This window comes from Nonomuraea sp. CA-141351, assembly GCF_050944675.1.
Classification (GTDB): Bacteria; Actinomycetota; Actinomycetes; order Streptosporangiales; family Streptosporangiaceae; genus Nonomuraea.
Genome location: NZ_CP191982.1, coordinates 7058216 through 7082551, shown reverse-complemented (window position 1 = coordinate 7082551; position 24336 = coordinate 7058216). Strand labels below are relative to the sequence as shown.

Here is a 24336-nt window from a genome sequence, read left to right as displayed (position 1 = left end):
GCGCACGGAACTCCCGGTGCGACGCGGCGGGCCGTCTCACGGGCCGTCTCCCGTAACGCCGAGCGCCCGCAGCAGCTCCGCCCGGATCTCGGCGGTGCTCCTGCCCGCGTCGAGCCGCTGCTCGGCCGCGATCCTCCCTTGATCGAGTACGAGGACGCGGTCGGCCAGCGCGATCGCCTCGTCCACGTCGTGGGTGACCAGCAGCACCGCGGGGCGGTGCTCCTCGAACAGGCGGCGCAGCAGCGCGTGCATCTTGAGCCTGGTCAGGGCGTCGAGCGCGCCGAACGGTTCGTCGGCGAGCAGTAGCTGAGGCTCGCGCACGAGGGACCGCGCCAGCGCCACGCGCTGCTGCTCGCCCCCGGACAGCTCGTTCGGCCAGGCCCGTTCCCGCCCGGCGAGCCCGACCTCCGCCAGGCTCTGGCGTCCCCGTTCCGCGGCCCCGTCGAGGCCGAGCACGACGTTGTCGAGCACCCGCTGCCAGGGCAGCAACCGGGCGTCCTGGAAGACCACCGACACCTGCGCGGGCACCGCGACCAGTCCGTCCCCCGCGGCGCCTCCGATGGCGTCGCCATCCAGCCCGGCCAGCGCGCGCAGCAGCGTGCTCTTGCCCGAGCCGCTCTGCCCGAGCAGCGCCACGAACTCGCCGGGCGCGATCTCCAGGTCCAGGCTGTCGAGCACGGTACGGGTTCCGTACCGGCGGGTCAGGCCCTGGGTGCGGGTCAGCCGGCCAACGTCCGTCGCCACGACAGCGCCCTCCTCTCCACGAGCCGCACCGCGGCGTCGGAGAACAGGCCGAGCAGCCCGTACAGGACGATGCCGACCAGGATCACGTCCGTCTGCCCGTACGTGCGCGCGAGGTCCATCATGTAGCCGATGCCGCTGGTGGAGTTGATCAGCTCGGCCACGACCAGGAACAGCCACGACGTCGTCACCGCGAACCGCATCCCCAGCAGGAACCCCGGCAGCGCGCCCGGCAGGACCACCTTCCTGATGAACGCGCCGCGCCCGAGATCGACCGTCTCGGCCAGCTCGACGTAGCGGCTGTCGATGCTGCGCAGCCCGTTGTGGGTGTGGATGTAGATCGGCACGAGCACGCCGACGGCGATCACCGTCACCTTCATCACCTCGCCGATGCCCAGCCACAGGATGAGCAGCGGCATCAGCGCCAGCGCCGGGATGGCCCGCTTGATCTGGATGGGCCCGTCGACGACGGCCTCGCCCCAGCGGCTGAGGCCGGACACGAGCGCGAGCACCGTGCCGAGCGGCACGCCGATGGCCAGGCCCAGCACCACGCGCTGGACCGAGGCCAGCAGGTTGTCCTGGAGGCGGCCGTTCTCGATCAGGTCGGCCGCGGTGGTGACCACGGTCCAGGGCGCCGACAGGAACCGGGGGTCGAGCAGGCCCGAGCCCGATGCGGCCGCCCAGAGCGCCAGCAGCAGGAACGGGCCCAGCAGGAAGCCGAACTTGATCGGGCGGCGGGGGCGCAGGCGGCGCCGGTTCCGCGCGGGAGCGACGGCGGCCGGCCGGGAGGTGACGAGTGTCATCATGCGCCGCCCTTCAGCGCGTCCGCCTGCACCGACTGGAAGCGCAGGTCGTACAGGTCCTGTGCCTTCAGCGGCGGGTTCCCCGTCTCCTTGGCCAGGATGTCGATGGTCTCCTGGTGCCTGGCGACGGCATCCGACCAGTCGCCCGGGATGTCCGGCTCGCCCGCCAGGTCGACCAGGTACTGGCCGTCGGCGGCGGACAGGCCCTGGTCCTTGACGTAGTAGCCCTCGATCCACTCCTTGGGATGCTCGTAGACCCAGCGCGTGGCTCGTGCCCAGGCGGCGACGTACTCGCGGATCGCGGCGGCCTTGGCCGGGTCCTGCAGGGTGACCGTGCGCACGTAGAGGTGGCCCGGGTCGTCACGCAGACCGTGCCGGATGGTGGTGGCGCCGTCCTTGCCCCACTTGGCGGCGTACCGCTTGATGTTGACGCCGCCGATCGGGGCCACGTCCACCTGCTTGGAGGCCAGCGCGTTCGGGTAGACGTCGCCGGTGCTCGGCAGCTCGACCAGGGTGACGTCGTCCTTGGTGAGCCCGGCCTTCTTCAGCACCTTGAGCACCAGCGCGCCCTGCGCCTGGCCAGGGCTGTATGCGATCTTCTTGCCGCGCAGGTCGGTGAGGGTCTTCACGCTCACCCCCGGCGCGATGCCCAGCTCGTACGTCGGGTGGTTGAGCGGGTCCTTGCGGAACTTGGAGGCCACGATCTTGACGGGCAGGCCGGTCCAGGTCGCGTGGATGGGCGGGATCTCGGCGACCGCGCCGACGTCCAGCGCGTCCGCCCGGAACGCCTCGCTCGTCTGTGGCCCGCCGCTGATGTTGGCCCACTCGATGTCGAACGAGAACTTGTCGATCTGGCCCGAGAGCTGGAGCGCCACCTTGGTCGGCGGGTCTCCGACGATCAACTTGGTGCCCTTGGGCACGGAGGCCGGCAGCGGAGCGTCCGCCGCGAGCGTTGACGCGGGCCGTTCACGCTCGCCGCTCTGACCGCACGCGGCCATCGCGGCGAGCAGGAGTACGGCGAGCGCCGGTCTTAACAGGGAGGAGACAGGCATACGGAATGGTCCTTGTCGTGGGACGGCAGCAAGCCCGCACTCACGATAGGCACGCCCCGACCGCAAAAGCAACATTTCCTACCGATTTATCGGGTATTCTGCTGGTGTGCTCTGGAGGTGGGGAGGGGAGCGAGTCTGCTAACGTCGATCACGACGCGGGGTGCCCGGGCGCCGGGCTGAGATCACACCCGTCGAACCTGATCTAGTTCGCACTAGCGAAGGGACGTCATCGTTGACTTTCTCCGAGAAGATCTGGACGCGCACGGCCACGCTGCTCGACGCGATCCACAACCACCCGTTCAACACCGCCCTCCGCGACGGCACCCTCGACCGGGACCGCTTCGCGTTCTACCTCGTCCAGGACGGGCGCTACCTCGTGGCGTACTCCAAGGTGCTCGCGACCGCCTCGGCCCGCGCCACGGACCCGGCCGACGCCGCGTTCTTCGCCCAGAGCGCGCACACGGCGCTGGTCGTCGAGCGCGGCCTGCACGCCGGTTACCTCGAGGAGTTCGGGCTGACGGCCGGCCAGACGGAGGGGATCGCCACGTCGCCGACCTGCCTGGCCTACTCGTCCTACCTGCAGGCGACGGCGCTCGCCGCCCCGCTACCCGTGCTCGCCGCCGCCGTGCTGCCGTGCTTCTGGGTGTACCAGGACGTCGGTACGGCGCTGCTCGAGCGTACGGCGGGCGCTCCCGGCCACCCGTACCGGACCTGGATCGCCACCTACTCCGACCCGTCCTTCGCGGCCTCGGTGGAGCAGGCCAAGGCGCTCGTGGACCGGCTGGCCGAGCTCGCCGACCCGGCGACGCTCCAGGCGATGGAGGAGGCGTTCTGCCGGGCCACCGAGTACGAGTGGATGTTCTGGGACAGCGCCTGGCGCCTCGAGACCTGGCCCACGGCGCGATGGCTGGCCTGACACCCCGCCGTCACGCGAACGACTCGCTGAGCTCCCTGCGCAGCTCGCGGGCCTGGTGCAGGTAGTGGCGCGCCAGCGCCGTGCGCCCGGCCGACCGGTACAGCTCGCCCAGCGTCTGGTAGGTGTCGGCCTCGCCGCTCCGGTCCCCGAGCTGCTGGAAGATCACCAGCGAGCGCTCCAGCTGGTCGGAGCCGTCCGACCGGTCGCCCCTGGCCACCTGGAGCCCGCCCAGGTTCCGCATCGCGTACGCGCCGCAGTGCCGATCCCCGAGCGACTCGAAGATGTCCAGCGCGTGCCCCTGGAACCGCATGGCCCTGTCGGACTCGGCGACCAGGTCGTACATGCGGCCGAGCTGCATCGACACGCAGCCCTCGCGGTGGGCGTCGCCCAGCTCCTCGGCCAGCCGCAGTGCGTCCCCGAGCCACCTGGAGGCCTGGCGCACGTCACGCAGCGACAGGTGGACGCGCCCGATCGCCTGCCGCGCGTACGCCTCGCCGCTCCTGTCCCCGATGGCCAGGAACATGGCCAGCGCGTGCCTGAAGGACCCGAGCGCCCTGAGATGCCGGCCGGAGAACTGGTTGACGGCCGCCAGCCCGCAGATCGAGATCGCCTCGCTCCGCGTGTCGCCCAGCTCGTGGAAGATGGCTCGCGCCCGCCGGAACATGTCGCCGGCCTCGGCGTACCGGTCCTGGTAGAGGCACACCTGGGCCAGGCCGCGGAGCATGGCCGCCTCGCCGTGGCGGTCGCCGGCCGCGCGGGCGCTGTCCAGGGCGACGCGGTGCGTGACCTGCCACTCCTCCAGGCGGCAGTGCAGATCGAAGTACGGGACCAGGGTCGCGGCCAGCCCCCACGCGGACTGCGCCAGGCCCGCGTCGGCGGCCAGCCGTACCGCCTCCACCAGGGACTCCCGCTCGGCGTCGAACCACGACAGCGGCTCGGCGGTCAGGCGGCCGAGTGTCTCCCGCTCCAGGCTCCAGCGGGGCGCCCCGTCGGACGTCAGCCCGAAGAGGGTGGTCGGCAGCCGCGTGGCGGCGTGCTCGGCGGCGGTCAGCCAGCCGCCGAGCACCCTGATGAGCGCGTGCCGCTCGGCCCCGTCGACGGTCGGGCCGCCCGCCTTCTCCTTCGCGGCGCAGCGGACCAGGTCGTGCAGGCGGTAGCGGGGCTGGCCGACGGGGTCGGTGCCGGCCAGGCGCAGGAGGTTCGCGTCCACGAGGGTGTCGACCACGGTCTCCGCCCGGTGCCTGTCGAGCACGGCGTCGGCCACCCAGCCCGGCACGGAGTGCGAGCCGAGCAGGCCGAGCGCGCGGAAGGCCAGGGCCGCGTCGCCGGGCAGCCGCCGGTAGCTGAGCTCGAACGAGCCGCGTACCTCGAGGTCGCCTGCGCGCAGCTCGTCGAGGCGGCTCGTCTCGTCGTCCAGCCGCTGCCGCAGCACGCTCAGCGGCCAGCCGGGCCGCCCCGCCAGCCGGGCCCCCGCCACCCTGACGGCCAGCGGCAGGTGGCCACAGGAGCGCACGATCGCCTGGGCGGCCTCGCGCTCCCCGGCCACCCGCTCGGCGCCGACGATCTTGCCCAGCAGCTGCTCGGCCTCCGCGGGCGGCAGCACGTCGAGCTCGAGCTGGAGGGCGCCCGGTAACTCCGCGATCCGCCGCCGGCTCGTGACGAGCACCGCGCAGCCGTTGCCGGGCAGCAGGGCGCGCACCTGCGCGGTGTCGGCGGCGTCGTCGAGGAAGACCAGCATGGGCCGCTCGGACAGCAGAGAGCGATAGAGCGAGGCCCGCTCACGCAGCGTGGGCGGCAGGGCCGGCTCCGCGACGCCGAGCGCCCGCAGCGCCTCGGCCAGGAGGTCGAGGGGGTCGGCCGGAGTCGCGTCGGTGCCACCCAGGCACAGATAGAGCTGCCCGGCCGGATACTCCGCCCGTAAGGCGTGCGCGCAGTGCACGGCCAGCGCGGACTTGCCGACGCCGGGCTGCCCGGTCACCACGGCGATCGACGGCGGCCCGTCCTGCGGCGGCTCACCCGCCGACAGGGCACGCGTCAGGGCCGCCACGTCCTCCGCCCTGCCGGTGAAGTCCGGCACGTCCGCGGGGAGCTGGTGGGGCGCGGCGACGGCGGGCGCCGGGGGAGGATCGCCCGCCGGCACGGGCGTGGGCGGGGGATCGCCCGCCAGCACGGAGGCGTGCACGTCACGTAATTCCTGCCCAGGCTCGATGCCCAGGTCGTCCACGAGCTGCCGCCTGATCGTGGTGTAGGCGTGCAGCGCCTCGGCCCGCCGGCCGCTGTGGTGCAGGGCGAGGATCAGCCGCTGCCACAGATCCTCCCGGTAGGGGTGCTCGCCGATCAGCTCGCGCAGGTCGTCGATGGCCGTGGCGTGCTCGCCGCGGGCCAGCTTCGTCTCGACCAGTTCCTCGGCCGCGCCCAGCCGGGCCTGGGTGAGCGCGCGCAGGCGCCCGTCCCAGAGCGGGCTGGCGGGCAGCTCGCCGAGCGGTGTCCCGCGCCACAACGCCAGCGCCCGGCGTAAGTGCTCCGAGCCCTCCTCGGTACGGCCCGCCGCCCGCGCCCTGGCCACCAGCTCCTCGAACCGCAGGGCGTCCAGCCGGTCCGCGTCGAGCTCGATCGCGTAGCCGGAGGCCTGGGCCGCGATCTGCACGCCGGCCGAGCGCAGCGAGCTCACGTACGTGCGCAGATTGGCCACGGCGGAGGAGGGCTGCGTGCGCGGCCACAGCACCTCGACGAGCACGTCGGAGCTGACCACCTGGTTGGCGTCCAATAGCAGCGAGGCGAGCAGGAGCCTGGGCTTCCTGCCCGCGATCCGAAGGGGCCCTTCCGGGACCCGGACCTGTAACGGCCCGAGGACACCGAATACGGGCTGTTCAACCACCATGACCGCGCGTTCTCCTGAGCTGGGCGCCGGGCGGGGCGCCCGTTGGGTTAGGCGTTCAAGCTGGAAGGGCCTTTATACCGATTTTGGATGTTCTTTGTATGTCGTACTCGCAATCTTGGGCCCCAGCAAGAGCGCTTCGAAAGATCCAACGGACAGTTCGCGGCGCCGGCCGGGGCCCGCCCCTCCGGCGCGCGCAGAAAGGTATCCGCATGAGACCCAGAGGGGTGCTTACGGCCGGGTTCGCCCTGCTCTTCAGCCTCGCCACAGGCACGATGACGGCGGCATGGGCCGCCCCGACCCCGGCGCCCGCGTCGTCGGACGAGGGGCCCATGGGCGACCCGGCCAACCAGGTGGACGTCCCGCCGGTGTCCACGCTGGCGGCGCCGAGCTTCCAGCTCCCGTTCCCCTGCGGCCAGAAGTGGACGGGCAACAACAGCGGGAGCAGCGCCCACCGGTCGTACGAGATCGACTTCAACCGGGGCAGCACGGCCGACGCCGACCTCGGTGACACCGTGGTCGCCGCCGCGGCCGGCACCGTGGTCATCTCGGCCCACCAGGGCTCGGCCAACGGCTACGGCAACCTGGTCAAGATCGACCACGGGGGCGGCTGGACGTCGTACTACGCCCACCTGAACTCCCGTTCCGTCTCGGCCGGCGTCCAGGTCGCGCAGGGCCAGAAGATCGGCACGGTGGGCAACACCAGCAAGCCGGGCAACAACATCAGCCCCCACCTCCACTACGAGGTGCGCAACGGCACCAGCTACCCGTCCAACATCCGCAAGGCCGTCTTCAACGGCGTCACTTTCGGCTACCCGATCGCGACCGTGACCTCGAACAACAAGTGCGGCGGTGGCGGCTCCACCAACCCGCACACGGCCCAGTCGGTGTGCGGCAGCGGCTACAAGGTGATCGACTCCGCGGTCCTCGGCTCGAACGGCACGGTCTACCTGCTCTACAACTCCGCGAACGGCAACAACTGCGTGGCCACCATCAAGAAGACCTCGCTCGGCAAGGCCACCGCGACCAGCGCCTACCTGGAGGTGCAGGGCAAGACCCGCGTCACCGACAGCGGCAACTTCGAGTACTACGCCGGACCGGTCCGGGGCTCGGCCTCCGGCAAGTGCGTCAAGTGGGGCGGCAAGGCCGGCTCGAGCACGTACAACAGCCCGTCCGAGCACTGCGGGAGCTGACCCTGTGAACCTTCGCATCCTCCTGACCGGCGCCGTCATCCCCCTGGCGCTGCTCGCGGGGCGGCCCGCCGTGGCCGCCGCCGCCGATCCGATGGCCGACGCGTTCACCCAGGCGGCGTCGAAGTACGAGGTGCCGCGTGACCTGCTGGTGTCGGTCGCGTACTCCGAGACGCACTTGGACGGGCACAAGGGCGAGCCCAGCGCGAGCGGCGGGTACGGCGTGATGCACCTGGTCACCTCGAAGACCCTCGACCGCGCCGCCACGCTGACCAATAAGCCGGTTTCGGCGCTGAAGTCGGACGACGCGGCCAACATCGCCGGCGGCGCGGCCGTGCTGCGCGCCTACGCCGACGAGCTCAAGCTGGACGCCACCGCCCGCAAGGACGCGGGCAAGTGGTACCAGGCCGTGGCCAAGTACGCCGGCGCCTCCACGCCCGAGGTCGCGCGGCTCTACGCCGACACCGTCTACGACCTGCTGGCCGAGGGCATCCGCGCCACCACTCCCGGCGGCGAGACCGTGACCGTGCCGTCCCACACCGTGACACCCGACCGGGGCCCGTACGGCAAGGCGGGCGACCTGGACAAGCCGAGCACGCTCGCGGCGAGCACCGACTACCCGTCGGCCGCGTGGGCTCCGGCGCACAGCAGCAACTACGCCGTCTCCAACCGGCCGGCCAGCGACGCCATCGACCGGATCGTCATCCACGTGACGCAGGGCTCCTACGCGGGGACGATCTCCTGGTTCCAGACCGGGCCCAGGCCGAACCCCACCTCGGCCCACTACGTCGTGCGCTCCTCCGACGGTGCCATCACCCAGATGGTCAGGGAGAAGGACCGCGCCTTCCACGCCGGCGACTACAACCGGCGCTCGGTCGGCATCGAGCACGAGGGCTTCGTGGACAACGCCACGTGGTTCACCGACGCGATGTACCGCTCGTCGGCCGCGCTGACCCGCGACATCGCCGACCGGTACGGCATCCCCAAGGACCGCACCCACATCGTGGGCCACAGCGAGGTCCCCGGCGCCGACCACACCGATCCCGGCGGATACTGGGACTGGACCAGGTACATGCAGTACGTCACCGGCAGCGGGGGCGGCGGCACCAACCCGCACACGCCGGAGTCGGTGTGCGGCAGCGGCTACAAGGTGATCGACTCGGCCGCCCTCGGTACGGCGGGCACGGTCTACCTGCTCTACAACTCCGACAACGGCAACAACTGCGTGGCCACGATCAAGAAGACCTCGCTCGGCACGGCCACCGCGACCAGCGCCTACCTGGAGGTCGAGGGCAAGGCCCGCGTCACCGACAGCGGGAACTTCGCGTACTACGCGGGACCCGTACGGGCCGCCGCCGCCGGCAAGTGCGTCAAGTGGGGCGGCAAGGCGGGCACCAGCACGTACGACAGCCCCTCCGAACACTGCGGATGACAACCCCCTGACCTGTGGCCGGATCGCACGGGCTGGCGATCCGGCCACAGCCGTGTTCAGCCGGTTGTCTCCCTGCCGTACTTCGCGGCCCCGCCCGCGAAGTCGTAGATCACGCACTGTTCGTCGCCCACGACCCAGGCGTCGTGTCCGGGCGTGCAGACGAAGACGTCGCCGGGCCCGACCTCGGCCTCGCCGCCCTCGTCGGTCCGGAAGCGCAGCCTGCCTTGGACGACGAAGCTGTTGTGATGAACCTGGCACGAGTCGGTGCCGACGATCGGCTTCACCGACTCCGACCACCGCCAGCCGGGCTCGAACGTGGCCACGCCGAAGCTCAGGCCCTCCAGGTTGCATACTTCGAGATGCCCCATGGGGAAGTCGCGACGCTCGTCCGGCTTCTCGATGCTCTTGACCTCGATCATGACGTCCCCCCTTCCGTCATCTCCAGTTTACCGTCCGTGATCGCCCCACCGCGGCTCGCGGAGTGCCCTTGTGGGGCGGCGCCCCGTTCGAGGGGTGTTGCTGTCCTTTGAGGAAGGGTGCCGAAGGGGCCGCAACGCCGGACGGTGGCACCGCGGTCATGGGCGGTGGGAGCGGGCGGCCTGGACGCCGGCCTGGAAGCGGGTGCGGGCGCCGAGGAAGGCCATCAGCTCGGCGATCCGGCGCTCGGCCGTCCGGTGGCCGACGCCGAGCTGGCGGGCGATGGCCTCGTCGGTGAGGCCCGACAGCAGCAGCGCGATCAGCCGCGCGTCGTCCCTGGAGTCCCGGGCGGGGTTGCGCGCGGACGGCGCCAGGCCCAGCGGCAGCGCCCGCTGCCACAGCCCCTCGAACAGCCTGATCAGCGCCTCCAACAGCCCCGACGGGTGGATGACGAGCGCCGCCACCGCGTCCGCGGGCTCATGCCTGAGCAGCAGCAGCGCCAGCCGGTCGTCCACGACGTACAGCTTCATCGGCAGTTCGGGGAGCACCCGCGCCTGCTGCCCCGCCCCCACCATCGCCTCGATCTGCCGCAGCGCCCCCTTCGCCGCCACGAACTCCCGCTCGTAGATCATCCGGCTGGTGACACCGCGGTCGAGCAGCTCGCGCTGGGCCGCCACGCTGCCCAGCGGGTCGAAGTAGGGCCGCTTGGACAGGCAGCGGAGCTGCTGGCGGGCCGCGCGCTGGATCTGGGCGTGCCGCTGCTCGACCGCCCGCCGCCCGGTCACCACCTCGACGACCACCGGCGGCGTGCGCTCCCTGGCGCGTTCCTGGAACGCCTCCTCCAGCTCGCGGGCCCGTTCGCGGACCCGCAGCAGGTCGCGCTCCGCGGCGAGCAGGAGGACGTCGAGCGCGATCTCCGGGGCCACCGCCGTATAGAGGGGCCCGGCGGACGCGCTGATCAGGCCCCTGGACTCCAGCGACGCGAGCAGAGGCTCGAGGCCGGCGCGCGGCCAGGTGGCGGCGAGCTGGTCGAGGGTGGCGGGGGAGCGGTCAAGCAGCACCTCGTACAGCGCCTCCTCGTCCGGGGCGAGCCCGATGGCGCCGAGAGAGCTCATGGCGCGTCCAGCCAGCCGCGCACCACCGCCTGGTAGCCCGCCTGGAAGCGGGTCCGCGCGTCGAGCCGGACCATCATCGCGCGGACGTGGCGGCGTACCGTACGGTCGCTCCAGCCGAGGTGCGCGGCGATGGCCGCGTCGGTCAGCCCGGCGGTCAGCAGCGGCAGCAGGTCGCGCTGTACGTCGGCGGTGCCGGTCGCCTCGGCCAGGCGCCCGTGCCTGACCTGCAGCGGTACGGCCCGCTCCCAGCACATCTCGAACAGCGCTGACAGAGCGTCCAGCAGCGTCGAGTCGTGGACCACCAGCGCCGACTCCACGACGTGCTGGTCGTGGCGGAGCGGCATGATCGCCAGGGGGAGGTCGTTCAGGGCCAGCTTCACCGGCACGTCGCCGACCCTGGCCTGCTCGCCTGCCGCGACGTAGCGGGTGATTTGCGAGAGCGTGCCCGGCACCTCCATGGCTCGCCTGTCGTACAGCGCCCGGTACTCGACACCCCGCTCCAGCAGCTCGAACTCCACGGCGTTGCCGCCCACGGGGGTCGCGTACGGCGGCGCGTCGAAGACGCGGATCAGCCGCCGCGCGCCCTCCTGGAGCCGCCGGAACCACCGCCCCACCGCCTCCTTCCCGACCACCACCTCCACCCTGTCGTTCTCCGGGTCCTGATCGGGCACCGAGCGGTGGAAGCGGGCCGCGAGCTGGGCGGCGCGGTGGCGGGCCGCGGCCAGTTCGCGGGTGCGCGCCCGGATCAGGGCGTCCAGCCCCATCTCGGGGGAGACCGCCACGTAACGCGGCGGGTCCTCGGGGAGGCGGGTGATCAGGCCGAGCTCCTCCAGCCCGGCGGCCGTGGACACGACGTGCCCCAGCTCGGCCAGCGTGGCGGGGGAGTGCTCCACCAGCGCCTCGTACAGGGCCTGCTCGGCGTACGAGAGTCCGATGATCTCCAGCACGACCACAGCATGTCCTATTTACGCACATGGCGGGAAGAGGACTCTCAATCGTCTTTCGCGACTTTACTGCCATCTGTCATGGTTCCCGGGGACACGATGATCTCTGAGGAGACGCATGATCGGCCGGTCGCTTGTCGCGTTAGGGGTGCTGCTGTCCACCGGGATGGCCGCGCCGACCCCACTTCCCGCCCCCTCGGTCCCGGCGCCGGTCGCCGGCATGACGGGGGAGTCCCCGAAGAAGATCACGTTGATCACCGGGGACGTGGTGACCTACAGCACCGCCCCGGACGGCGGCCCGCAGGCCCAGGTCGAGCCGGCCCAGCGCCCTGGGGGCACACCGGTGTTCTTCATGTCGGTACGCGAGGGCGACGCGTACTACGTCTACCCCACGGACGTGATGGGCGAGGTGTCGGCGGGACACCTGGACAAGGGCCTGTTCGACGTGACGTACCTGGCGGGCAACGGCTACTCCGACGCGGAGAGCCCCACCCTGCCCCTGATCGTCCAGCACGGGCCGCAGCAGCGGATCGCCGGGGCACGCACCCTCACCAGCATCGACGGCGTGGCCGTCAAGGTGGACAAGAAGGCCGCCGGGCAGTTCTGGTCCGGGGTCAGCACGGTCAGAGCCGCCTCCTCGAAGATCTGGCTCGACCGCAAGGTGCAGGTCACGCTCGACCGGAGCGTCAAGCAGATCGGCGCCCCCGAGGCGTGGGCGGCCGGGTTCAAGGGCACGGGCGTCAAGGTGGCCGTGCTCGACACCGGCGTCGACGCCACCCACCCCGACCTGGCAGGCCGGATCGCCGCGACCGAGAACTTCAGCTCGGAGAAGAGCGCCCAGGACGGGCACGGCCACGGCACGCACGTCGCCTCCATCATCGCGGGCAACGGCGCCAAGTACCGAGGGGTCGCCCCCGAGGCGTCGCTGCTGATCGGCAAGGTGCTCAACAACTACGGCAGCGGCCTGGAGTCCGACGTCATCGAAGGCATGCAGTGGGCGGTCGACCAGCAGGCCCGCGTGGTCAGCATGAGCCTCGGCGGCTGCTGCCCGGGCCCGGACAACCCGCTCGACCAGGCCCTGAACAAGCTCACCGCCGACTCCGGCGCGCTGTTCGTGGTCGCCGCGGGCAACGACGGCAAGAGCCGCGCGATCGGCTCGCCGGGCACCGCGGCCTCCGCGCTGACCGTCGCCGCGGTGGATCGCTCGGACGCGCTGGCGTCCTTCTCCAGCCGGGGCCCCACCGCGATCGACTACAGCCTCAAGCCCGACATCAGCGCCCCCGGCGTGGACATCGTCGCCGCCCGCGCGGCCGGCACGTCCATGGGCGAGCCCGCCGAGGACGGATACACCACGGCGTCCGGCACGTCCATGGCCACCCCGCACGTCGCCGGGGCCGCCGCGATCCTCGCGCAGCAGCACCCCGGCTGGACCGACACCGAGCTCAAGGCCGCGCTCACCAGCACCGCCCACGGCGACGGACAGGACGCCTACGAGGAGGGCGCCGGACGCGTCGACGTCGCCCGCGCCGTCAAGCAGCAGGTACGCGGCTCCGGCGGCGTCGACTTCGGCTTCCTGCCCTCGCCCCAGAGCGGCCCCGTCACCAAGACCCTCACCTACACCAACGACGGCGACCAGCCGGTGACCCTCACCCTGAGCACCGGCGTCAAGGCGCACCGAGGAGATCCGCAGGCCCGCACGCTCACCCTCGACCACGACACGGTCACCGTCCCCGCGCACGGCACCGCGCCCGTCGCGGTCACGTTCGACCCCGCCGGCCCCGACACCTGGTACGAGGGCTACGTGCGGGCCTCGAGCGGCGACGTCCAGGTGAACACGGCCGTCGGCGCGTTCGTCGAGCCGCGGAAGGTCACCGTGCGGGCCCGGGTCGTGCTGCCCGACGGAGCCACCGCCCCCACGGCGATCCCGTGGATGTTCATGCGGACCGACGACCGCGACGACCTCCAGTACTCCTACACCCCCGCCTCCGGCGCCGAGACCGAGGCCCAGGTCTATCCCGGCACCTACACCGTGCTCACCGCCCTGGCCTGGCGCGGCGCGGACGGCGAGTGGGTCCAGTCGCTGCCCTCCGACCCGCAGGTCGAGGTCACGAAGGACACCACGGTCACGCTCGACCTGCGCAAGGCCCGCAAGGTGTCGGTGGGGACGCCGCGCGACTCGGAGGTCCACCTCTCGCAGTACGCCTACCGCCGCACCGCCGCCAACGGCGTCGCCTACGTCGACGTGCAGTCCCTGTATCCCGCGTACGGGCTGCACAACTACGTGATGCTGTCCACCCGCAAGGTCACGCAGGGCGCGTTCGACCTCACCGGCCGCTTCCAGCTCGGCGCGCCCGCGATCCGCATGAAGGTGCCCGGCGGTCCCGACCTCACCCCGCGCTACCTGAACGTGAACCCGGAGACGCCCAAGCTCGACGGACGCGCCAGGCTCCCGCTCGTCTACGCCGGCAAGGGCACCGACTTCAGCGCCCTGGACGTGCGCGGCAAACTCGTCCTGCTGAACCTCGAGGACCTCTGCCCGACCATGGCGTGCTCGGGCAACGCCCTGGACCGGGTCAAGGCCGCCCAGCAGGCCGGCGCCGTAGCTGTCCTGGGGTACGGGGCCGTCAACCGGGCCTTCCTCGACCCGGCGGGCAGCTGGCCCACGTACCCGATCCCGACCATGAGCCTGACCGCCACGCAGGGCCGGGCGCTGGCCGCCCTCGCCGGGCGCCGGCCGGTCACCGTGACGGCGGAGGGCGTCGCGACCACGCCGTACCTGTACTCGCTGATGCTGCCCGAGCGCGGCCGGGTCCCCGCCGACCTCGGCTACTCGATCAAGACGCGCGACCTGGAGCGGATCGACGACCGCTTCCACGCCGACCGGCCCGGCACCGTGGGGCTGAGCACCTCGGCGACGCTCCTGACCCGGCCGGGCAGGTACGCCGGGACGTGGTCCATGGACCACACCGTGCGGGCGCGGACGACCTTGACCGAGTACGTCGGGCCGGTCTCGCCGGACGTCATCTGGACCCGTACCAACACGACGACCTACGACGAGGGCACCGACTACTACACCAAGCGCGCGCTGACGGCCACCGCCATCGACCTGTTCGCCTCCGCCGGCTCGCGCACCGAGGCGTGGGGCATCCAGCCCCGCGTGCCCGGCAACGTCGTCGTCTCCGACGCGGTGCTCAAATCCGGCACCGCGCAGTGCTTCCCGTGCCGCACGAACGACACCTGGCTGGCGGCCCTGCCGATCATGGGTCCCATGCCGAACCACCAGGAGGCGTTCGCGTACAACGCGAACTTCCAGAGCGCCACGCACGGCGGCAAGGACGAGATGCACCTGTACCGCGACGGGCAGGAGATCCCGCTCGTCGAGAGCACGATCGTGCTCGCCATCTTCGCGATCATCGTGCCGACGTTCTCCCTCCCGGAGGCGGACACGACCTACCGGCTCACCGACAAGTTCCACACCCCCAACCCGTCTCAGCTGTACGCCAAGGACGTCGAGACCGCGTGGACGTTCCGCTCGAAGCGGCCGACCGGCGGGATGACCACGACGGACGACGGGCTCTGCCTGGCCTGGCTCGCCACGGGCAAGCTGGCGCCGTGCGAGCCGGTCAGGCGGCTCAATCTCCGCTACGACGTGCCCCTCGACCTGGACAACCGGCTCAAGGCGGGCACCTCGCACCGGATCACCGTCACCGGCTACCACGGGTCCTATGGCGTGCCGGACGCGAAGCTCACCGCGCTGAAGCTCTCGGTCACGTTCGACGACGGCGCCCACTGGACGCCGGTCCCCGTCTCCGCCTCGGGCCGCGCCACCATCACGCCTCCCGAGCCGGCCGGCACCACGGGCGCGGTGGGGCTCAGGGCCCAGGCCACGGACGCCGAGGGCAACACCGTGGAGCAGACCGTCCACCGGGCATACGGCCTGAAGTGACTCGTGGCAGTGGGCGCTGACGCTCCTGCTGGGTAGGGGCCTCTTCGTGAAGAGCTCCTCAGACCAGCGGCACCTCACTCTGGGGTTGATGGTGCACCCGGACCGGCCGGTCCTGGACTCCGTACAGGTGATCATCCGGTTCGCGCACCGCACCGGAGCGGCCGTCATCGCCAGGGAGTGCGACGCCGAGCGGGTCGGGCCCGACGTGGTCACCGTCCCGGACGAGGAGTTCGTCGACGTGGTGGACGGCGTGATCAGCCTCGGCGGCGACGGCACCATGCTGGGCGCGATGCGCCTGGTGGTCGGCCGCCGTGTGCCGGTGCTCGGCGTCAACCACGGCCACCTGGGCTTCCTCATCGAGGTCGCCCCGTCGGAGCTGGAGCCCGCGCTCGAGCGCATGGCCGAGGGCCGCTACACCCTCGAACCGCACAGCTGCCTGGAGGCGGACGACGTCACCGCGTTCAACGACATCGTGGTCACCGCCGCCGAGCCGCTGTCGAGCCTGACGCTCGATCTCGAGGTCAACGGGCTGCGGCACGGCTACTACCGGGGGGACGCGGTGATCGCCTGCACCCCGACCGGCTCGACGGCCTACAACTACGCCGCGGGCGGCCCGGTCATCTCGCCGTCCGCCCCGGCCTTCGCCCTGACCCCGGTCGCCCCGATGTCCGGCATCAGCCGGCCGGTCATCCTCGGCAAGGACGATCACGTCGTCCTGCGCAACCCGTCCGGGGACGTCCCGATGCTCTTCTCCGTGGACGGCACCTCCGCCGACCCGCTCCAGCCGGGGGCCGAGCTGTCCGTACGGCTGCGTACCGACGCAGTGGACATCGTCCGGTTCGACGCCGACACCCACCTCCAGCGCAACCGGGTCAAGCTCAGCCTGCTCGACCTGCCGCTCAGGCCGGACCAGCTCGTGGAGCTCATCCCCCAGCCACTCCGCGAACAGGCCGAACGGCTGCGCCAGACCTTCCCGCAAGACCCGCGCTGACCCGCGCACACGCCTGACGGGCAGGACCGGGGTTCCTCTCAGACGCGGATGCCCGCCTTCCGCCAGACCTTGAGCAGGCGGCGGGCCGAGCCGCCGACGGGTCCGACCGCCTCATACAGCACTTCCCGCGACACCGGCTTGGCTTCCGCCACGGCGGTCACGGCCTCGTCCGCGGTGGTGATCGTGTGCGAGCAGACGCTCAGCAGGTAATCCGGGATCCGCAGGCCTGGATCCGTGCAGCCCACCAGCGGGACGCCCACGGCCGCGACCACGGGGAAGACCGTCCCCGGGATGCCGATGGCGGCCTCGGCCCGCGCCGACGCCTGGACCGACGGCACGGAGCTGATCTCGTACTGCTCCCACAACGAGCGGTCCTCGCGCGGGTGCAGACCGACCAGGATGTGCTTGCCGGCCGCCGCCAGCCGTCCGGCCGCGGCCAGGAGCAGCTCGGTGCCGGGGGCGGAGCCGCCGGTGCTGCTGGACTTGGTCACGCTGGTCAGCACCAGGACGGTGCCGGGCTCGGGGGAGTGCCTGGGCAGGTCGTCGGTCTGCGGGGTGCCCACGACCGTGATCGGGCGGCGGGTGCCCAGGTAGTCGTCGAACACCTTGGCCTCGGCGGGCGAGGACGCGGTGATAGCCCTGAGCCGGTCGCGGAACTCCTTCGCGCGGGGCGCCTCGACGGGCAGCTGGTAGGCCAGCGAGCTCGCGATCAACGGCAGCTTCCGGAACCGCGCGGCGCACTCCGCCGGCCAGTCCCCGGCGCCCGTCACGACGAGCAGGTCGGCGCTCTGCACCTGGTCCGGCGTCACCACCGGCACCGGATCGCCCGGCTTGATCCCGGACAGATCCGGCACCAACTGCGTGATCTCCCACCCTTGCCGCCGCGCCTCGGGCAGCAGCGGGGCGGCGTGGTAGGTGCCCCACGGCTCGTTCGTGGCGATCAGGACCCGGGGCGTTCTCCGGCTCCGCACGGTGGCCGCCTGCGCGGCGGTGCCGCCCAGCACGGTGAGACCGGCTCCGGAGAGCGCGCCGGCAAGAAGGGAACGCCGGGAAAGCACAGCAGGTTTGTCATCAAATTTCACGAGATTCGAATCTATGGGCTGGTTGCTACCCGTTTGTGAACATGGGTTGACGTCCAGGCGAACCACGCGGACGCATGAACCGGGTCGCGTGTCACCGGATCTCGGGAGCCTCCTCCCGCACGAGGTGCATGCCCGTGGGCAAACCGGCGACGGTGGCGGTGCCGTCGTGGGCCACTCCCGCCTCGATCTCCGTGTCCGCCACGCGCAGTCCGGAGACCGTCAGCGCTCCCAGGGGGGCGCCGGACAGCGGGCGCACGTGCGCCCGGCCCTCCGGCACGTCGGGGTAGAGGCCCAGGGCCGCGTGGGCGATGGTGACCGCGGCGGCTGCGGACCAGGCCTGGGGGCGGCAGGCGGCGGGGTACGCCACCGGTCGGCCCACCTGGTCCCGGGCGTCACCCGCGTACAGCTCCGGCAGCCGGTAGCCGAACGACTCGGCCGCCGCCAGCAGCCCCTCGGCGAGGGTGACCGCCTGCTCGTCGAAGCCCTCCTTGGCCAGGGCGGCGATGACGATGGCCGTGTCGTGGGGCCAGACGGATCCGCAGTGGTACGACAGCGGGCTGAACCCGACCTCACGCGACGACATCGTGCGCAGCCCGAATCCCTCCGCCATGCCGGGAGACGCCAGCAGGCCGGCGACCTGGGCCGACTCCTCCCGCGAGAGCAGGCCGGTGCCGAGGAGGTGGCCGATGTTGCTGGTGAGGGCGTTCACCGGGCGCTTGTCGCCGTCGAGGGCGAGCGCCGGGAAGCGGCCCTCAGGCCCGTCGACCCAGAAGGCGGCGCGGAAGCGCTCGGCCAGCGCCGCGGCGTACTCGCGCCAGCGAGCCGCTCCCGGGAGGCCGAAGGCGTCCAGCAGGGCGGCCCCGTGCAGGGCGGCCTGGTGAGCGTAGCCCTGCACCTCGACCAGCGCGATCGGCGGCTCGGCCTGACGGCCGTCGTGGAAGCGCACCGAGTCGCCCGAGTCCTTCCAGCCCTGGTTGGCCAGGCCGCGGCCGCTCGCGTCGACGTACTCGATGAACCCGTCCCCATCGGGGTCGGCGTGGTCGGCGAGCCAGCCCAGCGCGGCCCGCAGGTTCGGCAGCAGCGCCTCGACCTCGCGCGGCGGCATGCCCCAGCGCCACGCGTCGTGCAGGAGGCTGATCCAGAGCGGGGTGGCGTCGATGGTGCCGTAGTAGGCGGCGGGCAGCCGCCCGTCCTGGCCCGCCAGGTCGAACGCCTCCCTGCGCAGCTCGTGCATGATCTTTCCGGGAGCCTCACCCGTCTCCGGGTCGAGGCGCCGCCCCTGGCGGCGGCCCAGCACGCGCAGGGTGCCCGCGGCCAGGCGGGTGCCGAGCGGGAGCAGCATGCGCGCCGCCCAGATGCTGTCCCTGCCGAAGAGGGTCAGGAACCAGGGCGCTCCCGCCCCGAGGAACGTGTCACCGGACGCGCCCGGCTCGGCCAGCCGCAGCGACCTCAGGTCTTCGAGCGACTGGTCGAGCAGCCTGGTGATGCGCCGGTCGTCGGCGGTGACGCGCGGCGGGCTCCATTCGAGGGAGGAGGTGGGGGGCACGACGACCGCGGCGGGGTCCTCCACGGCGAGCTCCCAGCGCAACGTCACCCGGCCACGCGGCGGCAGACTCACCTCCCACCGCAGGCACACCCCACCCGCTACTGGCGCGAGCGACTCGCCACGCCCCTCGGCACCGCCCCCCGCCTCCGCCCCAGCGTCGCCCAAGCTGCTCGTCTCGGCGCCGTCGCCCGACCGGGCCTCGGAGCGGCCGGTCGCCGGAGCGCCGTCGTCGGCCGCAAGTGGAAGGCCGTCGGGGATGTGCCCCCCGACGCTTTCCGCCGCGCCCGCTGGGGTGCGCCCGGCCGGTGCTGTTCTCGCGCCGCCGCCTCCCACCTCGGAGCCTCTCGCCGCACGCGCGCCGTCACCCGTCCGGGCTTCGGTGCCGTCGCTCAACCGCCGTGGGACGCCGCCCGCCACGAGCGCCTCGGCGCCGTGGCCCGTGACGGTGACCTGGGTGGTGCCGGAGCGCCAGGTCAGGCGGCCCGCTCCGGCCACGGTCGCGCGCGCGGGGCGGCCGGAGCGGCCGGACTTGACCGCTTCGATGGCCGCGAAGTCGCACGACAGCTCGACCGTGACCGTGGCCGTCACCGGCGACGACGATGTGGAGATGATCTCGATCTGCTCGCTCATCCCGTACGGCCCGAGCTCCCGCAGCCGGTCCAGCCGGACCGTGGGATCGGCCGTGCGGTCGCCGAGCCAGCGGGCCAGGGACACGAAGCGGGCACGGCCGGCGCCGTCGGGCGCGTGGCCGACGGACTCCGGCTCCCGCCCGCCCACCAGCAGCCGGGCCTGGGACAGCACCCGGCGGTCCGCGCAGAAGAGTCCCTGCACGCCGGCCGGGCGGATCTGGCCGTCGGCGTCGCTCAGCGCGCTGGCCGGCGCCATGACGGTGCTGACCAGATCGTGCAGCAGCGGCTGAAGCACTACGACTCCCCCTTGGGGTTAGGTCAATGATCACCACCGGGTCTTGACAGGAGGACGCCGGGGGTGCAGATTTCGAAACACTCCGCTAACTTTTGAACGATCAAATCATGCCTCACCAGACTTTGAACGTTCAACCCCTCGAAAGGCGCTTCATGGCGGAAAAGGTGACGATCACCGACGTGGCAAGGGTGGCGGGCGTGTCGCGCCAGACGGTGTCCAACACGCTCAACAGCCCGGAAGTGGTCCGAGAGGAGACCCGCAAGCACGTCCTTGAAGTGATCGAGCGGCTCGGCTACCGCGCCAACCAGGCCGCCCGCCAGATGCGCACCGGCCGCTCTCGCCTGATCGCCATCGGCATCGAGCCCGACGGCGACGGGATCAGCGGCTCGTGGGCCGATCGTTTCCTGCACAGCCTGACGGAGACGGCGGCCCAGGAGGGGTACCGGATCCTGCTCTACACCGCCGCGGACGACCGCTCGGAGATCGCCACGTACGAGGACCTGCTCGGCGCCTACAAGCCGGACGCCTTCGTCCTGACCGCCACGCATCACGACGACACCCGCGCGTCCTGGCTGCTGGAGCGCGGGCTGCCGTTCGTCGCCTTCGGCCGGCCATGGAGCGAGCTGCCCGACGCCCGCCATCCGTGGGTGGACGTGGACGGCGCCGCGGGCACCGAGGCGGCCACCCGCCACCTGCTGGCCGCCGGTCACCGGCGCATCGGCTTCATCGGCTGGCCGCCGGGCTCGGGCGTGGGCGACGACCGCCGGGAAGGATGGGCCCGCGCGCTCGCGGCCGTCCCCGAGGGTCAGCCCCGCGCAGGTGGCCCGGGCCTCGACGGGTTGCAGCGGGCGGTCGAGGACGGCATCGCCGCCGGGGAGGGCGCGGCCCGCGACCTGCTCAGGGCGGATCCCGAGGTGACCGCCCTGGTGTGCGCCAGCGACTCGCTCGCCCTGGGCGCGCTGCAGGCCCGCGAACCCGACCGGCCCGTCGCCGTGGTCGGCTTCGACGACACGCCCGCCGCGAAGGCCGTCGGCCTGACCAGCGTCCACCAGCCGCTCGCCGAGGCCGCGGCGGCCTGCGTCGAGCTGCTCGCCCGCATCCTCGAGAGCCCCGACGCCGAACCGCCGTCCGCTCACGTGCTGCTGCCCCCCACTCTGACCTTCCGCCAGTCCGCTTGACCCCCCACCCCCCGACGCGAGAACAGGACCACACCGATGACGCCAAGCACCCGTCGCGCCGCCACGCTCAGCAGCCTCGCCTGCGCATCACTCCTGCTGTCGGCCTGCGGCAGCGGCTTCGACGACAAGCCGAGCCCGGCCCAGCAGACCGGAGGCCAGGTCACGCTGCAGATCCTCATCGGCTCCTCCGGCGAGGCCGAGACCGCCGCCGTCAAGCAGGCCGCCCAGACGTGGGCCGCCTCGGCCGGGGCGGGCGCGACGGTGACGCCCGCCCAGGACCTCGCCCAGCAGCTCGGCCAGGCCTTCGCCGGTGACAACCCGCCGGACGTGTTCTACGTGGACGCCTCCCGCTTCGCCGACTACGCCAGCGTCGGCGCCCTGGAGCCGTACGGGGACAAGATCAGCCAGCCTGACGACTTCTACCCCTCCCTGCGCACGGCGTTCACCCGCGACGGCAAGTTCTACTGCGCCCCCAAGGACTTCTCCACCCTCGCCCTGATCGTCAACCAGGACCTGTGGTCCAAGGCGGGGCTCGGCGACGCCGACGTGCCCACCACCTGGGAGCAGCTGACCTCGGTCAGCGAGAAGCTCAAGGCCAAGGGCATCACCCCGCTGGCGATCGGCCCGACCCGTGACCGCGTCGGCGCGTTCATGGTGCAGGCGGGGGGCTGGCTCACCAGCGCTGACGGCAAGCAGGCCACCGCCGACAGCCCGCAGAACCTCGCGGCGCTCGACTACGTTCGCTCCCTGGTGTCGGCCAAGCTGGCCAGGTATCCCGACCAGCTCGACGCGGGCTGGGGCGGCGAAGCGTTCGGCAAGGGCAAGGTCGCGATGACCATCGAGGGCAACTGGATCAAGGGCGCGCTCAAGGCGGACTTCCCCGACATCAAGTACGCCGTCCACGAGCTGCCCGCCGGCCCCAAGGGCAAGGGCACGCTGTCGTTCACCAACTGCTGGGGCATCTCGGCCAAGAGCAAGCACAAGGAGCAGGCCATCGCGTTCGTCGAGGCGATGACCAAGGCCGACCAGCAGATGTCCTTCGCCAAGGCGTTCGGCGTCATGCCCTCACGCCAGTCCGCCAAGAGTGCCTACACCAGCGAGTTCCCCGCCGACGCTCCCTTCGTCAACGGCGCCGACTACGCCCAGGGCCCGGTGAACGCCCCCAAGATGGACAGCGTCCTGGCCGACTTCGACACCGGGCTCCAGCAGCTGGCCACCACCGCGCCCAAGACGCTGCTGCAGCGGACGCAGAAGAACATCCAGGCCGCGCTCGGCACGTCATGACCGCACGCAAGACACGCGAGAACCTCGCGGGCTGGCTGTTCGTGGCGCCCGTCGTGGTGATCCTCGGCCTGTTCATGCTGGCGCCGATCCTCATGGCGTTCTGGGTGAGCCTGACCGACTGGAACGGGCAGGGCAGCCCGTTCCGGAGCGGCGTGCCGTTCGCCGGCGTGGACAACTACGCCCGCCTGTTCACCGAGGAGGGGCTGGCCCGGCAGGACTTCATGACGAGCGTCCGCAACAACGTCTACTACGTGGCCATCGTGGTGCCCGTCCAGACCGTGCTGGCGCTCGGCCTGGCCCTGATCGTCAACAGCCGGCTGCTCAGAGGCAGGACGTTCTTCCGCGCCGCGTTCTTCTTCCCCTCGGTCACCAGCTCGGTGGCGATCAGCGTCGTGTTCCTGTTCGTGTTCGCCAACTCCGGTGCGGTGAACGGCATGCTGAGCCTGCTCGGCATCGACGGGCCCCAGTGGTTCGCCGACTCGCGCGGCCTGCTGCACCTGCTGCTGGGCGCCGTCGGATTGGTCGATCCTGAGGCGCCACCGGAGGCACTGACCAGCGGCGGGCCGTTCGGGCTGTCGTGGTGGGACTGGCTGTCGGGGCCGAGCGTGGCGATGACCACCATCATCATGCTGGTCGTCTGGACCACGTCCGGGACGTTCATGCTCATGTTCCTGGCTGCGCTGCAGGACATACCCGTGTCGCTGGAGGAGGCCGCCATGCTGGACGGGGCGGGCCGCCGTCAGGTCTTCCGGTACGTGACGCTGCCGCTGCTCAAGCCGACCCTGTTCCTGGTGCTGACGCTGGGTCTGATCTCGACGTGGCAGGTGTTCGACCAGATCTACGTGATGAGCCAGGGCAATCCCGCCAAGACCACGCTCACTCCGGCGTTCCTGTCGTACCAGACGGCTTTCCGCAGCTTCGAGTACGGCTCGGGCACCGCGATCTCGTTCGTGCTGTTCGCCATCATCGTGGTGCTGACCCTGGTCCAGCGCTGGGTGATGAGGGAGAGGACCGGGAGTCTCCGCCATGGCTAAGGACAACGCGCGCTCGCTGGCCTCCACGTTCGCCGGCTACTTCGTACTGATCTTCTTCGCGCTCGTCTTCCTCTACCCGTTCGTCATCCAGATCGCCACCTCCTTCAAGACCGAGCCGGACGCGGCCGCCCACCCCCTGTCGCCGATCCCCGGCCCATTGTCGATGGGCGGCTACGAGAAGGTGTTCGTCAACACCGATCTGCCGCTGTGGCTGGGCAACTCGCTGCTGGTGACCGTGGTGGTCACGGCCGGGCGCGTGCTGCTCGACTCCATGGCCGGCTACGCGCTCGCGCGGCTGCGCTTCGCCGGCCGGCGCGCGCTGTTCTCGGCCATTGTGGCGATCATGGCGGTGCCGGGGGTCGTGCTGTTCATCCCGAAGTTCCTGGTGCTGAACCAGCTCGGCATGTACGACAGCTACACCGCGCTGATCCTGCCGGTCATCGCGGACGCGGCCGGGGTGTTCATCATGAAGCAGTTCTTCGAGTCGCTGCCTGCCGGCGTCGAGGAGGCGGCCCGGGTGGACGGGGCGGGGGTCTTCCGCACGTACTGGTCGGTCGTGCTGCCGATGGCCCGGCCCGCGCTGCTGACGCTCACCATCATCTCGTTCCAGGGCACCTGGAACGAGTTCCCGCACAGCCTCGTCGCGGTGCAGAGCCCGGAGCTGTTCACGCTGCCGCGCGGGCTGGCCGACCTGGTGAGCGGGTCGCTGGGGAAGGGCACACAGTACCCGCTCAAGCTGGGCGCCGCGTTGCTGGCGACCATTCCGGTGGCCGTCGTCTTCGTGGTCTTCCAGCGGTACTTCGTGCGCGGCGCCAACGAGGGCTCCGAGAAGGGCTGACCGCCCGGGGCGCTTGCCCCCGGCG

The 24336-nt window shown here is 71.8% G+C and carries 18 protein-coding genes and 1 riboswitch; of the genes, 9 read left to right on the top strand and 9 right to left on the bottom strand.

Features of this window, described 5'->3' with window-relative positions; translation table 11 throughout:
- Positions 1-36 precede the first annotated feature (36 nt).
- Genes ACQPWU_RS33460 through ACQPWU_RS33450 form a run of 3 tightly spaced genes read right to left on the bottom strand, consistent with a single transcriptional unit; the run spans position 37 to position 2596 of the window.
- Positions 37-744: an ABC transporter ATP-binding protein gene (locus tag ACQPWU_RS33460; protein WP_433428859.1), complete on the bottom strand. Its 708-nt coding sequence runs from the start codon at positions 742-744 to the stop codon at positions 37-39.
- Entirely contained in the window at positions 720-1547 is an 828-nt protein-coding gene (locus ACQPWU_RS33455) for an ABC transporter permease (RefSeq protein WP_433428857.1), read from the bottom strand. The genes ACQPWU_RS33460 and ACQPWU_RS33455 overlap by 25 nt, the downstream gene beginning before the upstream one ends.
- Positions 1544-2596 (bottom strand): ABC transporter substrate-binding protein, encoded by a 1053-nt coding sequence (locus ACQPWU_RS33450; protein WP_433428854.1) that lies wholly within the window; start codon positions 2594-2596, stop codon positions 1544-1546. Before ACQPWU_RS33450 ends, ACQPWU_RS33455 begins: the two co-directional genes overlap by 4 nt.
- A gap of 146 nt (positions 2597-2742) precedes the next feature.
- Positions 2743-2837: riboswitch (TPP riboswitch) on the top strand.
- Here ACQPWU_RS33450 and tenA point away from each other — a divergent pair.
- Entirely contained in the window at positions 2829-3512 is a 684-nt protein-coding gene (gene tenA / locus ACQPWU_RS33445) for a thiaminase II (protein ID WP_433428851.1), read from the top strand. It overlaps the preceding riboswitch by 9 nt.
- A gap of 10 nt (positions 3513-3522) precedes the next feature.
- On the opposite strand, the gene ACQPWU_RS33440 is transcribed toward tenA, so the two are convergent.
- Positions 3523-6393, bottom strand: a complete 2871-nt coding sequence (locus ACQPWU_RS33440) for a BTAD domain-containing putative transcriptional regulator (RefSeq protein ID WP_433428849.1) — start codon at positions 6391-6393, stop codon at positions 3523-3525.
- A gap of 209 nt (positions 6394-6602) precedes the next feature.
- Here ACQPWU_RS33440 and ACQPWU_RS33435 point away from each other — a divergent pair, with 209 nt between their 5' ends.
- On the top strand, positions 6603-7583 hold the full coding sequence (locus tag ACQPWU_RS33435; protein WP_433428847.1) for a M23 family metallopeptidase: 981 nt from the start codon (positions 6603-6605) through the stop codon (positions 7581-7583).
- A gap of 4 nt (positions 7584-7587) precedes the next feature.
- Positions 7588-9012 (top strand): N-acetylmuramoyl-L-alanine amidase, encoded by a 1425-nt coding sequence (locus ACQPWU_RS33430; protein WP_433428845.1) that lies wholly within the window; start codon positions 7588-7590, stop codon positions 9010-9012.
- A gap of 56 nt (positions 9013-9068) precedes the next feature.
- Here ACQPWU_RS33430 and ACQPWU_RS33425 read toward each other — a convergent pair whose 3' ends face one another.
- The 3 genes from ACQPWU_RS33425 to ACQPWU_RS33415 all read right to left on the bottom strand — a co-directional run bounded on the left by ACQPWU_RS33425 (position 9069) and on the right by ACQPWU_RS33415 (position 11491).
- Positions 9069-9431, bottom strand: coding sequence for a cupin domain-containing protein (locus ACQPWU_RS33425; RefSeq protein ID WP_433428844.1), 363 nt, complete (start codon positions 9429-9431; stop codon positions 9069-9071).
- A gap of 156 nt (positions 9432-9587) precedes the next feature.
- The gene (locus ACQPWU_RS33420) at positions 9588-10544 is read right to left on the bottom strand and encodes a helix-turn-helix transcriptional regulator (protein ID WP_433428842.1); all 957 of its coding nucleotides are present in this window, start codon (positions 10542-10544) and stop codon (positions 9588-9590) included.
- On the bottom strand, positions 10541-11491 hold the full coding sequence (locus ACQPWU_RS33415; RefSeq protein WP_433428840.1) for a LuxR C-terminal-related transcriptional regulator: 951 nt from the start codon (positions 11489-11491) through the stop codon (positions 10541-10543). The genes ACQPWU_RS33420 and ACQPWU_RS33415 overlap by 4 nt, the downstream gene beginning before the upstream one ends.
- A 115-nt stretch (positions 11492-11606) precedes the next feature.
- Here ACQPWU_RS33415 and ACQPWU_RS33410 point away from each other — a divergent pair, with 115 nt between their 5' ends.
- Both ACQPWU_RS33410 and ACQPWU_RS33405 read left to right on the top strand, forming a co-directional pair.
- Positions 11607-15434: a S8 family peptidase gene (locus ACQPWU_RS33410; protein WP_433428838.1), complete on the top strand. Its 3828-nt coding sequence runs from the start codon at positions 11607-11609 to the stop codon at positions 15432-15434.
- A gap of 46 nt (positions 15435-15480) precedes the next feature.
- Complete coding sequence (locus ACQPWU_RS33405; RefSeq protein WP_433428836.1) at positions 15481-16425, top strand: NAD(+)/NADH kinase; 945 nt, start codon at positions 15481-15483, stop codon at positions 16423-16425.
- 38 nt (positions 16426-16463) lie between these two features.
- Here the strand turns inward: ACQPWU_RS33405 and ACQPWU_RS33400 are convergent, their stop codons facing one another.
- Positions 16464-17507, bottom strand: a complete 1044-nt coding sequence (locus tag ACQPWU_RS33400) for a hypothetical protein (RefSeq protein ID WP_433428834.1) — start codon at positions 17505-17507, stop codon at positions 16464-16466.
- A 91-nt stretch (positions 17508-17598) separates the two neighbouring features.
- Complete coding sequence (locus ACQPWU_RS33395) at positions 17599-19977, bottom strand: glycogen debranching N-terminal domain-containing protein (protein ID WP_433428832.1); 2379 nt, start codon at positions 19975-19977, stop codon at positions 17599-17601.
- A 152-nt stretch (positions 19978-20129) separates the two neighbouring features.
- Between ACQPWU_RS33395 and ACQPWU_RS33390 the strand changes: the two genes are divergently transcribed.
- The 4 genes from ACQPWU_RS33390 to ACQPWU_RS33375 are packed head-to-tail and all read left to right on the top strand — an operon-like array spanning position 20130 to position 24311.
- Positions 20130-21155, top strand: a complete 1026-nt coding sequence (locus tag ACQPWU_RS33390) for a LacI family DNA-binding transcriptional regulator (RefSeq protein ID WP_433428830.1) — start codon at positions 20130-20132, stop codon at positions 21153-21155.
- Positions 21156-21191: 36 nt separating this feature from the next.
- Entirely contained in the window at positions 21192-22439 is a 1248-nt protein-coding gene (locus ACQPWU_RS33385) for a sugar ABC transporter substrate-binding protein (protein ID WP_433428827.1), read from the top strand.
- Positions 22436-23473, top strand: coding sequence for a carbohydrate ABC transporter permease (locus ACQPWU_RS33380; RefSeq protein WP_433428824.1), 1038 nt, complete (start codon positions 22436-22438; stop codon positions 23471-23473). The genes ACQPWU_RS33385 and ACQPWU_RS33380 overlap by 4 nt, the downstream gene beginning before the upstream one ends.
- Positions 23466-24311, top strand: a complete 846-nt coding sequence (locus tag ACQPWU_RS33375; RefSeq protein ID WP_433428821.1) for a carbohydrate ABC transporter permease — start codon at positions 23466-23468, stop codon at positions 24309-24311. The genes ACQPWU_RS33380 and ACQPWU_RS33375 overlap by 8 nt, the downstream gene beginning before the upstream one ends.
- The last annotated feature ends 25 nt before the right edge of the window (positions 24312-24336 follow it).